The organism is Neobacillus drentensis (assembly GCF_021560175.1).
Classification (GTDB): domain Bacteria; phylum Bacillota; class Bacilli; order Bacillales; family Cytobacillaceae; genus Neobacillus; species Neobacillus drentensis_A.
In genome coordinates this window covers 141592-154093 of the sequence record NZ_CP091110.1, presented here as the reverse complement: position 1 = coordinate 154093, position 12502 = coordinate 141592, and the positions used below count along the sequence as shown (strand labels likewise).

Annotated in this window: 21 protein-coding genes; all 21 read right to left on the bottom strand. The window is 40.3% G+C overall.

What is annotated here, in order from left to right; translation table 11 throughout:
* Positions 1 to 23 precede the first annotated feature (23 nt).
* The 21 genes from rpsI to rpsN all read right to left on the bottom strand — a co-directional run bounded on the left by rpsI (position 24) and on the right by rpsN (position 12478).
* Positions 24 to 416, bottom strand: coding sequence for a 30S ribosomal protein S9 (gene rpsI, locus L1999_RS00845; RefSeq protein ID WP_215047056.1), 393 nt, complete (start codon positions 414 to 416; stop codon positions 24 to 26).
* Positions 417 to 438: 22 nt separating this feature from the next.
* Complete coding sequence (rplM, locus tag L1999_RS00840; RefSeq protein WP_215047058.1) at positions 439 to 876, bottom strand: 50S ribosomal protein L13; 438 nt, start codon at positions 874 to 876, stop codon at positions 439 to 441.
* A gap of 252 nt (positions 877 to 1128) precedes the next feature.
* Positions 1129 to 1869 carry a tRNA pseudouridine(38-40) synthase TruA gene (gene truA, locus L1999_RS00835; RefSeq protein WP_235744202.1) on the bottom strand — a complete coding sequence of 247 codons (741 nt, stop codon included), beginning with the start codon at positions 1867 to 1869 and terminating at the stop codon, positions 1129 to 1131.
* 12 nt (positions 1870 to 1881) lie between these two features.
* Positions 1882 to 2679 (bottom strand): energy-coupling factor transporter transmembrane component T family protein, encoded by a 798-nt coding sequence (locus L1999_RS00830; protein ID WP_235741838.1) that lies wholly within the window; start codon positions 2677 to 2679, stop codon positions 1882 to 1884.
* The gene (locus L1999_RS00825; RefSeq protein WP_235741837.1) at positions 2676 to 3545 is read right to left on the bottom strand and encodes an energy-coupling factor ABC transporter ATP-binding protein; all 870 of its coding nucleotides are present in this window, start codon (positions 3543 to 3545) and stop codon (positions 2676 to 2678) included. Before L1999_RS00825 ends, L1999_RS00830 begins: the two co-directional genes overlap by 4 nt.
* Positions 3521 to 4360 carry an energy-coupling factor ABC transporter ATP-binding protein gene (locus tag L1999_RS00820; RefSeq protein ID WP_235741836.1) on the bottom strand — a complete coding sequence of 280 codons (840 nt, stop codon included), beginning with the start codon at positions 4358 to 4360 and terminating at the stop codon, positions 3521 to 3523. Before L1999_RS00820 ends, L1999_RS00825 begins: the two co-directional genes overlap by 25 nt.
* A gap of 365 nt (positions 4361 to 4725) precedes the next feature.
* Positions 4726 to 5088: a 50S ribosomal protein L17 gene (gene rplQ, locus L1999_RS00815; protein WP_215047068.1), complete on the bottom strand. Its 363-nt coding sequence runs from the start codon at positions 5086 to 5088 to the stop codon at positions 4726 to 4728.
* A 52-nt stretch (positions 5089 to 5140) separates the two neighbouring features.
* Complete coding sequence (locus tag L1999_RS00810) at positions 5141 to 6085, bottom strand: DNA-directed RNA polymerase subunit alpha (RefSeq protein ID WP_215047070.1); 945 nt, start codon at positions 6083 to 6085, stop codon at positions 5141 to 5143.
* Between the two features lie 174 nt (positions 6086 to 6259).
* Positions 6260 to 6649: a 30S ribosomal protein S11 gene (rpsK, locus tag L1999_RS00805; protein WP_024027886.1), complete on the bottom strand. Its 390-nt coding sequence runs from the start codon at positions 6647 to 6649 to the stop codon at positions 6260 to 6262.
* Positions 6650 to 6671: 22 nt separating this feature from the next.
* A complete protein-coding gene (gene rpsM / locus L1999_RS00800; RefSeq protein ID WP_215047072.1) occupies positions 6672 to 7037 on the bottom strand; it encodes a 30S ribosomal protein S13 in 366 nt (121 codons plus the stop codon).
* A 21-nt stretch (positions 7038 to 7058) separates the two neighbouring features.
* On the bottom strand, positions 7059 to 7172 hold the full coding sequence (gene rpmJ, locus L1999_RS00795) for a 50S ribosomal protein L36 (protein ID WP_000868344.1): 114 nt from the start codon (positions 7170 to 7172) through the stop codon (positions 7059 to 7061).
* A gap of 41 nt (positions 7173 to 7213) precedes the next feature.
* Complete coding sequence (gene infA / locus L1999_RS00790) at positions 7214 to 7432, bottom strand: translation initiation factor IF-1 (protein ID WP_034676129.1); 219 nt, start codon at positions 7430 to 7432, stop codon at positions 7214 to 7216.
* 276 nt (positions 7433 to 7708) lie between these two features.
* Positions 7709 to 8359: an adenylate kinase gene (locus L1999_RS00785; protein ID WP_235741835.1), complete on the bottom strand. Its 651-nt coding sequence runs from the start codon at positions 8357 to 8359 to the stop codon at positions 7709 to 7711.
* 56 nt (positions 8360 to 8415) lie between these two features.
* On the bottom strand, positions 8416 to 9711 hold the full coding sequence (gene secY, locus L1999_RS00780; protein WP_235741834.1) for a preprotein translocase subunit SecY: 1296 nt from the start codon (positions 9709 to 9711) through the stop codon (positions 8416 to 8418).
* Entirely contained in the window at positions 9711 to 10151 is a 441-nt protein-coding gene (gene rplO / locus L1999_RS00775) for a 50S ribosomal protein L15 (protein WP_098533196.1), read from the bottom strand. Before rplO ends, secY begins: the two co-directional genes overlap by 1 nt.
* A 32-nt stretch (positions 10152 to 10183) precedes the next feature.
* A complete protein-coding gene (gene rpmD / locus L1999_RS00770; RefSeq protein WP_098533198.1) occupies positions 10184 to 10363 on the bottom strand; it encodes a 50S ribosomal protein L30 in 180 nt (59 codons plus the stop codon).
* Positions 10364 to 10376: 13 nt separating this feature from the next.
* Positions 10377 to 10877, bottom strand: coding sequence for a 30S ribosomal protein S5 (rpsE, locus tag L1999_RS00765; RefSeq protein ID WP_215047081.1), 501 nt, complete (start codon positions 10875 to 10877; stop codon positions 10377 to 10379).
* Between the two features lie 24 nt (positions 10878 to 10901).
* The gene (gene rplR, locus L1999_RS00760) at positions 10902 to 11264 is read right to left on the bottom strand and encodes a 50S ribosomal protein L18 (RefSeq protein WP_215047083.1); all 363 of its coding nucleotides are present in this window, start codon (positions 11262 to 11264) and stop codon (positions 10902 to 10904) included.
* A gap of 32 nt (positions 11265 to 11296) precedes the next feature.
* Positions 11297 to 11833: a 50S ribosomal protein L6 gene (rplF, locus tag L1999_RS00755; RefSeq protein WP_235741833.1), complete on the bottom strand. Its 537-nt coding sequence runs from the start codon at positions 11831 to 11833 to the stop codon at positions 11297 to 11299.
* A 31-nt stretch (positions 11834 to 11864) separates the two neighbouring features.
* Complete coding sequence (rpsH, locus tag L1999_RS00750; RefSeq protein WP_098533206.1) at positions 11865 to 12263, bottom strand: 30S ribosomal protein S8; 399 nt, start codon at positions 12261 to 12263, stop codon at positions 11865 to 11867.
* Positions 12264 to 12292: 29 nt separating this feature from the next.
* Positions 12293 to 12478: a 30S ribosomal protein S14 gene (gene rpsN, locus L1999_RS00745; RefSeq protein WP_007085277.1), complete on the bottom strand. Its 186-nt coding sequence runs from the start codon at positions 12476 to 12478 to the stop codon at positions 12293 to 12295.
* Between the last annotated feature and the right edge of the window lie 24 nt (positions 12479 to 12502).

Here is a 12502-nt window from a genome sequence, read left to right as displayed (position 1 = left end):
GAGTCTTTGTAGTTCCGCAAATATTAACGTTTTGAGAACTGAGGCGCACGACGAGCACCTTTAAGACCGTATTTTTTACGCTCTTTCATACGTGCATCACGAGTTAATAAACCTGCGCGCTTTAATGATGGACGGAACTCTGGGTCAGCTTGAAGTAATGCACGAGCAATACCGTGGCGGATTGCGCCAGCTTGACCAGTGTATCCACCGCCGCTTACGTTTACAAGAACATCATAGCTGCCAACTGTTTCAGTTGCAACTAGAGGTTGTCTTACAACAACACGTAATGCTTCAAATGGGATATAATCTTCGATTTCACGACCATTAACTACAATTTTACCTGTGCCTGGAACTAAGCGCACACGTGCGACAGAGCTCTTACGACGACCAGTACCGATATATTGAACTTGTGCCATAGTTTTTGTCCCTCCTTCTAAATTAACCGCGAAGTTCGTAAACTTCAGGTTTTTGTGCTTGGTGTGGATGCTCACTGCCAGCATACACGTGTAATTTTTTGAACATTGCGCGTCCTAGAGAATTCTTTGGAAGCATGCCTTTAACTGCAAGCTCGATCATTCTCTCTGCATAGTTCGTACGCATTTCAAGAGCAGTTCTAGTTTTTAAACCACCTGGATGCATTGTGTGACGGTAGTAAATCTTGTCAGTTAATTTCTTACCAGTTAGTTCTACTTTAGAAGCGTTAAGAATAATTACATTATCACCAGTGTCAACATGTGGTGTAAAAGTTGGTTTGTTTTTACCGCGTAAGATTGAAGCTACTTCAGAAGCAAGACGACCAAGAGTTTTGCCTTCTGCATCAATCACATACCATTTACGCTCGATATTGTTGGCATTTGCCATAAACGTTGAACGCATGAGTTTCCCTCCTATTAAATCCATTAAAGATTATTATTTTCGCACTTTTAAAGCTATCAGCGTTCGATTCTGTTCCGGGAATAAACAGCTGATATCCTCGTGCAGTCATTTTCAAAATCATATATTTTCAATCACGATGAAGACTTTCCGGGGCTTAATCGTGGGATTAAAAACACGCACATCTAATATAATAAATACTACAGGTCTAAATGTCAAGGAAATGTTACACCAGGAAAAGTTGTTTTAGAAAATTTATTCATAAAATACTTTCCAAAGATAAAGACCCTGGGCTGGAGCCGTTTTTCCGGCAAAGCGGCGGTCCTTTTTAACCAAAATATCCGCGATTTCTTCCGGTCTCAACTTTCCACTGCCCACTTCCAATAATGTTCCTGTCAGGATACGAACCATATTATATAAAAATCCATTGCCCACAAAACGCAGCGTCAGAAAATCTTCGTCTTGTAAAAAATCAATGGTTTCAATGGTCCGAACTCTATCCTCAACTTCTGTCTTTGCTGAGCAAAAACTAGTAAAATCATGAGTACCAATGAAAAAGCGGCTAGCCTCCTTCATGGCCTCTATATTTAAATCAAACGGGTACAGAACAGAGAAATTCCGTTGAAAAGGATCCCTTATTTTCGTTAGCTGCAGAACATAGCGATATTCTTTTCCAATCGTATCAAAACGGGCATGGAACGAGGAATCTACTTTTATAACCGAAAGAACAGATAGATCCTGCGGCAGCAGCGAATTAAGAGCTATTTGCCATCTCTCCACCGAAATTGGAAGTGGAGAATCAAAATGAATGACTTGTCCCTTTGCATGAACCCCCGCATCCGTTCTACCTGATGCAAAAACTTTAATGTGTTCTCCTTTATGCATCTTGGCTAAAGCAGTTTCTAGTTCATATTGAACAGTTCGTTTCTTTGGCTGTACTTGGTAACCAAAAAAACTTGAACCATCATAAGAAATAATCGACTTATACCTTTGCATCATTTCGCTCCATTATGACCGTAATAGGATAAGTAAAGCAGTTAATACAACTAATAAAAGAATTTGGAGTGTATCCACTGGCCTCCAGCTCAGCTGACGGTACTTTGTCCTTCCCTCACCGCCGCGATAGCCTCGTGCCTCCATAGCAATGGCTAGCTCCTCCGCCCGTTTAAAGGCACTGACAAACAAAGGAATCAAGAGTGGAATAACTGCCTTTACCCGTTCCTTAATTGGACCGCTGTCAAATTCCACTCCACGGGCAATTTGCGCTTTCATAATCTTATCGGTTTCCTGCATGAGCGTCGGAATAAACCGTAGAGAAATAGACATCATCAACGCCATTTCATGGACCGGAAACCGGACCTTCTTCAACGGATTTAAAAGAGTTTCCATCCCATCAGTAATTTCAATCGGACTAGTTGTTAGTGTTAATAAAGAAGTCATGAGAATTAAGAAAAAGAATCTTAGTGAAATAAAAATCCCCATTCTTACTCCCTCTTCATAAATCTCCAGAGGACCCCATTTAAATAGAAGGTCACCCTGCTTTGTAAAAAACAACTGCAGTACTAACGTAAACAAAACAAGCCATATAACCGGCTTAAGGCCGCCATATAAAAAGCGGACAGGAATCTTCGACATGCCTAGCATATAAAAAGTATAAATACCTATAAGTATATAAGTAATCCAGTTATTAGCAAAAAAGATAATACAGACAAATAAAAAGATAATTAATAGTTTTGAACGAGGATCCATTTTGTGAATGGTCGAATCAGCAGGGACATAACGGCCAAAAATCATTTTTTCCATCATGAGCGAACACCCCTGCTTAATACCTCAGCAACCTTTGACGATAACTCTTCAATTGTGAGATAAATTTTGTCTAACTTTATGCCTGTTTGTTTTTCTAGTTTCAACTGAAAGCGAACTACTTCCGGAACATCGAGGCCCATTTCTACTAATTCAACTGGAGCTGAGAAGATTTCCTCTGGCGTCCCTTTTTTGGCGACTCTGCCCTGCTGCATGATGACGATTTGATCCGCATACCTTGCTGCATCCTCCATACTATGGGTTACCAATATGGTAGAAAGCTTTCTTTCCTTATGAAGTTCATAAAACATATCCATAATCTCTTTACGGCCTCGCGGGTCTAGCCCTGCTGTCGGCTCGTCTAAGACAATCACATCAGGCTCCATTGCTAGCACGCCGGCAATGGCCACACGCCGCATTTGCCCGCCTGAGAGGTCAAATGGAGATTTGAATAGAATCTCTTCTGCAAGTCCCACTTGTTTTAATGCAAGTCTTGCCCGTTCCTTAGCCTCTGTTTCAGAGACTCCAAAATTCATTGGTCCAAAAATAATATCCTTTTCCACCGTTTCTTCAAATAACTGATGCTCTGGAAATTGAAAAACGATACCAACCTTTTGTCGAACAGGTTTTAAATGCTTATTTTTCTGTCCGGATTTAATTTCATGACTACCAATCTTCACAATCCCCTTGGAAGGCTGGAGCAATGCATTTAAATGCTGAAGAACCGTTGACTTACCTGAGCCTGTATGACCAATGATCGCCATGTATGTGCCAGCTGGGATATCAATTGACACATCTTCAATCGCCAGCCGTTCAAAAGGGGTATTTGCCTGGTATCGATATTCTACTTGCTGAAGTGAGATGTCCATAACTCTGTCACCAACTCTTCTTCCGTTAAATAGTGCTTTGATAGTGTCATTCCATTTTGACGGAAAGCTTTGCTCATCTTTACAGAGAAAGGGATGTCCAATCCTAACTGGATCAATTGTTCATCCATGGCAAAAATCTCTTCCGGTGATCCCTCACGAAATACTTCTCCTTGGTTCATGACAATAATTCGGTCAGCTTTGGCAGCCTCATCGAGGTCATGGGTAATGGAAATGACAGTAAGAGACTTCTCTTGTTTAAGCAGCCGTACAGTCTCTAATACCTCTTCACGGCCTCTTGGGTCTAGCATAGAGGTGGCCTCATCGAGAATAATAATGGAGGGTCTTAAGGCTAGTACACCTGCAATCGCTACACGCTGCTTCTGTCCACCTGATAGATGGTGGGGCTCTTGATATAGAAATTGATCCATTTTTACTCTTTTTAAGGAATCTTCTACGCGATGCACCATTTCTTCTCGAGGTATCCCATTATTTTCTAAACCAAAAGCCACATCATCCTGAACCGTTGTCCCTACGAATTGGTTGTCAGGATTTTGAAAAACCATACCAACCCTTTTTCGAACATCCCAAATCGTTTCTTCTGTCAGCACTACATGATCAATGGTAATATCGCCTTCCTGCGGAAACTGAAGACCATTTAATAATTTCGCCATTGTTGATTTACCGGACCCATTATGTCCAACAATCGCTAACCATTCCCCTTCATAAATATCAAAGCTCACATTTTTCAAGGCATACCGTTCCTGTGTATCATATTGAAAGGATACACCATTAAGAGATACAATTGACTTTTTCATCGCCCATTCTCCTAGCTAAACTATTCTCCGCTCACACGCTGCAAATCATTTTACCTTGTATATAACAAAAAAAGCCTGCACCTCGTCCCTAAGCAGCACGTATTAAACTGCAAATAAAGGGATTTCTAAAAAGAAATGGGAGGAGGTGCATGAGCTAGACGAGACGTGAAGAAGAAAACAATAAATGGGTTTTCATTCCGAAGAGGATAAATAGACCTCTGATGGCTCCTAAGATAAGAGTCACGCTCATCATAACACTCGTTTGGCTTGTGTCGAACAATTATAAGAATTTCCTTTACAGAAAAAGGGCAAAGAACAAGTTTGTTTGAAAACTGTCCAGCGCCCTTGTTGTCTGTTAAAGTGTATTAAACTAACTCGATAATAACCATTGGCGCACCGTCACCGCGGCGAGGTCCAAGTTTCATAATACGAGTGTATCCACCTTGACGCTCTTGGTAACGTGGAGCGATATCAGCGAAAAGTTTTTGAACAGCATCTTGACCATTTTCAGCATTAGCAACTTCATTACGAACGTAAGAAGCAGCTTGACGGCGAGCATGAAGATCTCCGCGCTTACCTAATGTAATCATTTTTTCAACAGTTGAGCGAAGTTCTTTCGCACGAGTTTCTGTTGTTTCGATGCGCTCGTTGATAATTAAATCTGTAGTTAAATCACGTAGCATAGCTTTACGCTGTGCGCTTGTGCGTCCTAACTTTCTGTATGCCATGAAGGGTTCCCTCCTTTGTTGAAGTCATAAAACAGATATCAGCTACGATTGACTAGTCGTCTTTACGTAAGCCTAATCCAAGCTCTTCTAGTTTTGCCTTCACTTCTTCGAGTGATTTGCGGCCTAAGTTACGAACTTTCATCATATCTTCTTCAGTTTTATTAGCTAGTTCCTGAACAGTGTTGATTCCAGCACGCTTTAAGCAGTTGTAAGAACGAACAGAAAGGTCTAGTTCTTCAATAGTCATTTCAAGAACTTTTTCTTTTTGGTCTTCTTCTTTTTCAATCATAATTTCAGCATTTTGAGCTTCGTCGGTTAAACCTACGAAAATATTCAAATGCTCGGTCAAAATTTTCGAACCAAGAGCAATCGCTTCTTTTGGCCCAGTGCTTCCATCTGTCCAAACATCAAGCGTTAGCTTATCAAAATTTGATAATTGACCTACACGAGTATTTTCTACTTGATAAGACACACGTGAAATTGGCGTATAAATAGAGTCAATCGGAATAACACCAATCGGTTGATCTTCTCTTTTGTTCTGTTCAGCCGGTGTATATCCACGACCACGTCTAGCAGTTAGACGCATACGAAGATGTCCATTTGTAGCCATTGTTGCAATATGAAGGTCTGGATTTAAGATTTCAACATCGCTGTCATGGGTAATGCTGCTAGCCTTTACAGGTCCTTCACCTTGAACATCAATTTCAAGAGTTTTCTCTTCATCAGAGTAGATTTTTAAAGCCAATTTTTTAATGTTTAAAATGATGGATGTTACATCCTCTACGACGCCTTCAATTGTTGAGAACTCATGAAGTACCCCATCGATTTGAATCGATGTAACAGCGGCACCTGGGAGTGAAGATAATAGGATACGACGTAAGGAGTTACCCAAAGTGGTACCATATCCACGCTCAAGTGGCTCTACGACGAACTTACCGTACTTGGCATCATCGTTGATCTCAATCGTTTCGATTTTTGGTTTTTCTATTTCGATCATCAAATAACCCTCCTTCAAAACGTCGAAACTTCATTAGGTATTCCTAACTGAAATTCCCCCATGTATACGTTCCCGTTTTGTGCACAACAACTGGAATAAAATATTCTGTATTAGTGCAAATAATTAATATCATATCCCATTATAGACATATGATAAGAATTCTATACAGAAAAATTAAACACGACGACGTTTTGGCGGACGGCATCCATTATGAGGAACAGGTGTAACGTCTTTAATAGCAGTTACTTCTAGACCAGCAGCTTGAAGAGCACGAATCGCAGCTTCACGGCCAGCACCAGGTCCTTTAACGGTAACTTCTAAAGTTTTCATACCATGTTCGATGGAAGTTTTAGCTGCAGTTTCAGCTGCCATTTGCGCTGCGAATGGAGTAGATTTACGTGAACCTCTAAATCCAAGCGCACCTGCACTTGACCATGAAATTGCATTACCATGAACATCAGTAATAGTTACAATAGTATTGTTAAATGTTGAACGGATATGAGCGATACCAGATTCAATATTCTTTTTAACACGACGTTTACGTGTATTAGTTTTACGAGCCATTTAAATTAACCTCCTTTGCCGATTACTTCTTCTTGTTCGCAACAGTCTTACGAGGACCTTTGCGTGTACGAGCGTTGTTTTTCGTATTTTGTCCACGAACCGGTAAACCACGACGATGACGTAATCCGCGGTAGCAGCCGATTTCCATTAAACGCTTAATGTTAAGAGAAATTTCACGGCGAAGATCACCTTCAACTTTTAATCTGTCGAGGATGTCACGGATTTTGTTTAATTCGTCTTCAGTTAGATCACGTACACGAGTATTTTCTGAAACACCAGCTTCAGCTAATACTTTTTGTGCAGTAGCTTTACCAATACCATAAATGTAAGTCAAAGAGATAACTACACGCTTTTCACGTGGAATATCTACACCAGCAATACGTGCCATAATGAGCGCACCTCCTTAAAATTAACCTTGTTTTTGTTTATGTTTAGGGTTTTCACAGATAACCATAACTTTTCCGCGTCTACGGATAACTTTGCACTTTTCGCAGATCGGTTTGACAGATGGTCTTACTTTCATTATCCTAACCTCCTTAATAGTACGGAGTGCAAGCAAGCAGTTTATTTGAAGCGGTAGGTAATTCTTCCGCGTGTTAAGTCATATGGAGAAAGCTCAACTGTTACTTTGTCTCCTGGAAGAATCCGAATGAAATGCATACGAATTTTACCAGAAACATGAGCCAGCACTGTATGACCATTTTCTAATTCTACCTTAAACATCGCATTTGGCAAAGTTTCTAGTACTTTACCTTCAATTTCAATAACATCATCTTTGGCCATTGTCTCGTCTCCCTTCTTTAATCAAAAATAGTGTTCGAAAATATATTGCAAAACTATTATTCGTTCAACATTAGCAACCTTTTAATATTACCATATTGTTCGTCTTCTGTCCGCAACTTTTTTCTACATATGCAAGAATAAGTAATTCCTCTGTAAGTCTTGCCCAACTCTCGGTTCTACATACTCAGTACTATAGAAAAGCAATTTTCTAGCACATACTTTTAGATCTAATGGAAGAGTTGTCGAGAGTCGCTCGCACATTGATACCAATGACCATTAACGTAATTCCTCAAGTATTTGTTGGATATCAGCAAATACTTTCTTTATATCCTGCTGGCCATCAATGTTGCGAAGATAGCCTTTTGTTTCATAGAAAGTAAGTAATGGTTCTTGTTGTTTGATATTAACATCTAAGCGATTTTGAACAGTTTCAGCATTATCATCTGCTCTTTGGTACAGTTCCCCGCCGCATTTGTCGCAAGTTCCTTCTTTTGCAGGAGGATTAAAGATTAGATGGTAAGTTGAACCACATTCTTTACAAATCCGACGTCCAGTCAAACGATCCATTAAAATACTTTTATCAACATTGATATTTAAACAATAGTCAATCTTTTTATCTAAATCAGTTAGTAGATTTTCCAAAGCTTCAGCTTGAGGTACAGTTCTAGGAAAACCATCTAAAAGGAAACCCTTTTGACAATCTTCTTTACTAAGTCGTTCACGAACAATGCCGATTGTTACCTCATCTGGAACAAGCTCGCCTTTATCCATAAATGATTTAGCTTGTAAACCTAGTTCTGTTCCTTCTTTCATCGCTGCACGGAACATATCTCCAGTAGAGATATGAGGGATGCCGTATTGCTCGACGATTCTTTCAGCTTGTGTGCCTTTTCCGGCACCTGGAAGCCCCATTAATACTAAATTCACACGTGTTCCCCCTCGTGCTTTAAATGGGTTTTTAGGGGCCAAAGGTCCCTAAAAACCTATTTTATAAAGCCTTTATAATGACGTTTAACTAGCTGGGCCTCAAGTTGTTTATACGTATCCAGTGCAACACCGATTACGATTAACAAGCTTGTTCCACCAATTTGAGCCGATTGCGGTAAATTCGCTAATTTTATAAAAATAGTAGGAAGAATCGCAATAATGGTTAGGAAAAGAGCACCAACAAAGGTTAAACGGTATAAGACGCGAGTTAAGTATTCCTGCGTACTCTTTCCTGGACGAATGCCAGGAATATAGCCGCTCTGCTTTTGTAAGTTTTCCGCTGCTTGTTCAGGGTTAACTTGGATAAAAGCATAGAAATATGTGAACGCGATAATTAAAATGGCATATAACGTCATCCCAATTGGATGAGTATAGTCAAGATTTCTTGTAATCCACAATGTTACATCATTAGTTGGAAAGAATGATGCAATGGTTCTTGGCGTTACAATGAAAGATACCGCAAAGATAACCGGGATAACACCTGCAGCGTTAACCTTCAACGGCATATGAGTAGACTGTCCGCCTACAGGATTACGACCTGTAACCATACGTTTTGCATATTGAATTGGTATTTTACGATTTGCTTGTTGAATGAAGATAACCCCTACAACAATCGCAATAATCGCAATCACGATTAAAACAACCGTCACAATACGTAAGAATAATGCTTCACCAGCATTCTCAAACTGTTGAACATAAATTTGATTCACAGTTGATGGGATCCCAGCAGCAATTCCTGCAAAGATGATAATGGAAATTCCATTTCCCACACCTTTTTCAGTGATTTGCTCGCCAAGCCACATTAAGAATGATGTTCCGGCAGTTAAGGTAACTGCAATTAATAGATACGTACCAACACCTGGATTCTCAATCAATTGTCCGCTGGCCAGATTATTAAATCCGTAGGACATACCTAATGCTTGGATAAATCCAAGCACAACAGTAAAGTATCGGGTAAATTGAGCAATCTTACGACGGCCCGATTCACCTTGCTTGGACCATTCTGTAAACTTCGGAACTACGTCCATTTGTAAAAGCTGAATGATAATCGAAGCTGTGATATACGGCATAATACCCATTGCAAAGATGGAGAATTGTTTTAATGCTCCACCTCCAAAGGTATTAAGGATACCGAAAACACTTAGCTTATCCTGATTAGCAAGTACATCAGCATTTACATTCGGTACAGGAATAAATGTACCTAGTCGAAAAACGACTAACATTAAAAGGGTGAATATTATTTTACGTCTTATCTCACCCACGCGCATAAAATTGGAGATTGTCTGGAACATTAGATCACCTCAGTAGTTCCACCAGCAGCTTCGATAGCTTCCTTAGCAGCAGAGGAGAATTTGTGAGCTTTAACAGTCAACTTTTTCTCTACGTTCCCTTTAGCAAGAATCTTGATTCCTGCTTTTTCGTTACTTACAACGCCTGTTTCGATAAGAAGTTCTGGAGTAACTTCTGTACCTTCTTCAAAGCGATTTAAAGCATCAAGATTGACAACAGCATATTCTTTGCGGCTGATATTGGTAAAACCACGTTTTGGTAAACGACGGAATAAAGGTGTTTGACCACCTTCGAAACCTAAGCGGACACCGCCACCAGAACGAGCGTTTTGACCTTTATGACCTTTACCTGCTGTTTTACCTTGACCAGAACCGATTCCACGACCTAAACGTTTGCGTTCTTGACGAGAACCTTCGGCAGGCTTTAATTCATGAAGTTTCATATTGGCACCTCCTTATGAAAGAAAACAATAAATTATTGTTCTTTTACTGTTACAAGGTGAGCAACTTTGTTGATCATACCGCGGATAGCAGCGTTATCTTGATGCTCAACTGTTTGATTTAATTTACGTAAACCTAGCGCTTTAACTGTTTCACGTTGGTCCTCAGGGCGACCAATTACGCTGCGGTTGAGGGTAATTAAAAGTTTCGCCATTTGAATTCCCCCCTTATCCTAACAGTTCTTCTACTGATTTACCACGTAATTTAGCTACGTCTTCAGCACGTTTTAATTGTGTTAAACCATCAATTGTTGCGCGAACCATGTTAATCGGAGTGTTAGTTCCTAATGATTTAGAAAGGATGTCAGCAACACCGCCTAATTCTAGGACAGCACGAACCGGTCCACCAGCGATAACTCCAGTACCTTCAGAAGCAGGTTTTAAGAGAATTTCGCCAGCACCAAAACGTCCAATTACTTGGTGAGGAATTGTAGTTCCAACCATTGGTACTTCGATTAAATTTTTCTTTGCATCTTCGATAGCTTTACGGATTGCATCTGGAACTTCTTGAGCTTTACCAGTTCCGAAACCTACATGACCGTTTTTATCCCCAACTACTACAAGAGCAGTGAAACGGAAACGACGTCCACCTTTAACAACTTTCGCAACACGGTTAACGGTTACTACGCGTTCTTCTAGTTCAAGTTTGTTTGGATCAATACGACGCATCTTTTTGTGTCCCTCCTTTGTCTATTAAAATTGTAAGCCGTTCTCACGGGCTGCGTCAGCCAGTGCTTGCACACGTCCATGATATAGGTATCCCCCACGGTCAAAGACCACAGCAGTGATACCTTTTTCAACCGCACGTTTAGCGACTAATTCACCGACCGCTTTTGCAGCTTCAAGATTACTTGTAGATTCAAGAGCGAAATCTTTTTCTATTGTAGAGGCACTTGCTAAAGTGACTCCATTCATGTCATCGATTAATTGAGCATAAATGTGTTTATTTGAACGGTACACATTTAGACGTGGACGAGCAGAAGTACCGCTAAGTTTCGCACGAACACGAGCGTGTCTTTTCTTGCGAGTAGCGTTCTTATCTTGCTTCGTAATCATTTACGTCACTCCTTTCGTTTACTTATGCGGCATTACTTACCGGTTTTACCCTCTTTACGACGAACGAATTCACCTTCGTAACGAATTCCTTTGCCTTTATATGGCTCTGGAGGACGAACTTGACGGATGTTGGCTGCTAATGCACCAACACGTTCTTTGTCAGTACCTTTAATAATAATTTTAGTATTGGCAGGTACCTCGATTTCAAGGCCAGCTTCAGGTTCAATTTCAACTGGATGTGAGTAACCAACGTTTAATACAAGCTTGTTACCTTGCTTTTGAGCACGATAACCAACCCCGATTAACTCTAAGCCTCTTGTGAAGCCAGTAGAAACACCTTCGATCATGTTTGCGATCACGGCACGAGTAGTACCATGTAATGCGCGGTGTTCTTTCACGTCAGATGGACGAGTAATTGTTACAGTGTTTTCTTCTACGTTAATTGACATATCAGGATTAAAAGTACGAGTAAGTTCGCCTTTAGGTCCTTTAACAGTCACAGTATTGTTGTTTAAAGTAACCGTAACTCCTGCTGGAATTTCGATTGGTTTTTTTCCTACGCGAGACATTTAGTGCACCTCCATTCATTCAAAAACTTAATTACCAAACGTATGCTAGAACTTCGCCGCCGATTTGTTTTGCACGAGCTTCTTTATCGGTAACAACACCAGTTGATGTTGAAACTAATGCAATACCAAGTCCGTTAAGTACACGTGGTACCTCATTTGATTTAGCGTAAACTCGAAGTCCAGGCTTGCTTATGCGCTTAAGACCAGTAATAACACGTTCGTTATTTGCACCGTACTTTAAGAAGATACGGATAATACCTTGTTTGTTGTCTTCGATAAACTCTACATCACGAACGAAACCTTCGCGCTTCAGAATTTCAGCGATTTCCTTCTTTAAATTAGAAGCAGGCACTTCTAATTTTTCGTGACGTACCATGTTCGCATTACGAATGCGAGTAAGCATATCAGCAATAGGATCTGTCATGACCATTATTTTTACCTCCTTCCCAACTTCTAGTTTTACCAGCTAGCTTTTTTAACACCAGGAATTTGTCCTTTGTATGCTAATTCACGGAAACAAATACGGCAAAGCTTAAATTTACGGTATACAGAGTGTGGACGTCCGCAACGTTCGCAGCGAGTGTACTCTTGTACTTTGAATTTAGGCGTGCGTTGTTGTTTCGCAATCATTGACTTTTTAGCCACGTTTTCGCCTCCCTTATTTAACGA

Bases quoted from the DNA above. Each gene is read 5' to 3' on its own strand.
- rpsI (WP_215047056.1), bottom strand. From the start codon at position 416: ATGGCACAAGTTCAATATATCGGTACTGGTCGTCGTAAGAGCTCTGTC.
- rplM (WP_215047058.1), bottom strand. From the start codon at position 876: ATGCGTTCAACGTTTATGGCAAATGCCAACAATATCGAGCGTAAATGG.
- truA (WP_235744202.1), bottom strand. From the start codon at position 1,869: ATGCAAAGGTATAAGTCGATTATTTCTTATGATGGTTCAAGTTTTTTT.
- L1999_RS00830 (WP_235741838.1), bottom strand. From the start codon at position 2,679: ATGATGGAAAAAATGATTTTTGGCCGTTATGTCCCTGCTGATTCGACC.
- L1999_RS00825 (WP_235741837.1), bottom strand. From the start codon at position 3,545: ATGGACATCTCACTTCAGCAAGTAGAATATCGATACCAGGCAAATACC.
- L1999_RS00820 (WP_235741836.1), bottom strand. From the start codon at position 4,360: ATGAAAAAGTCAATTGTATCTCTTAATGGTGTATCCTTTCAATATGAT.
- rplQ (WP_215047068.1), bottom strand. From the start codon at position 5,088: ATGGCATACAGAAAGTTAGGACGCACAAGCGCACAGCGTAAAGCTATG.
- L1999_RS00810 (WP_215047070.1), bottom strand. From the start codon at position 6,085: ATGATCGAAATAGAAAAACCAAAAATCGAAACGATTGAGATCAACGAT.
- rpsK (WP_024027886.1), bottom strand. From the start codon at position 6,649: ATGGCTCGTAAAACTAATACACGTAAACGTCGTGTTAAAAAGAATATT.
- rpsM (WP_215047072.1), bottom strand. From the start codon at position 7,037: ATGGCACGTATTGCTGGTGTAGATATTCCACGTGAAAAGCGTGTAGTT.
- rpmJ (WP_000868344.1), bottom strand. From the start codon at position 7,172: ATGAAAGTAAGACCATCTGTCAAACCGATCTGCGAAAAGTGCAAAGTT.
- infA (WP_034676129.1), bottom strand. From the start codon at position 7,432: ATGGCCAAAGATGATGTTATTGAAATTGAAGGTAAAGTACTAGAAACT.
- secY (WP_235741834.1), bottom strand. From the start codon at position 9,711: ATGTTCCAGACAATCTCCAATTTTATGCGCGTGGGTGAGATAAGACGT.
- rplO (WP_098533196.1), bottom strand. From the start codon at position 10,151: ATGAAACTTCATGAATTAAAGCCTGCCGAAGGTTCTCGTCAAGAACGC.
- rpmD (WP_098533198.1), bottom strand. From the start codon at position 10,363: ATGGCGAAACTTTTAATTACCCTCAACCGCAGCGTAATTGGTCGCCCT.
- rpsE (WP_215047081.1), bottom strand. From the start codon at position 10,877: ATGCGTCGTATTGATCCAAACAAACTTGAACTAGAAGAACGCGTAGTA.
- rplR (WP_215047083.1), bottom strand. From the start codon at position 11,264: ATGATTACGAAGCAAGATAAGAACGCTACTCGCAAGAAAAGACACGCT.
- rplF (WP_235741833.1), bottom strand. From the start codon at position 11,833: ATGTCTCGCGTAGGAAAAAAACCAATCGAAATTCCAGCAGGAGTTACG.
- rpsH (WP_098533206.1), bottom strand. From the start codon at position 12,263: ATGGTCATGACAGATCCTATTGCTGATATGCTTACTCGCATTCGTAAT.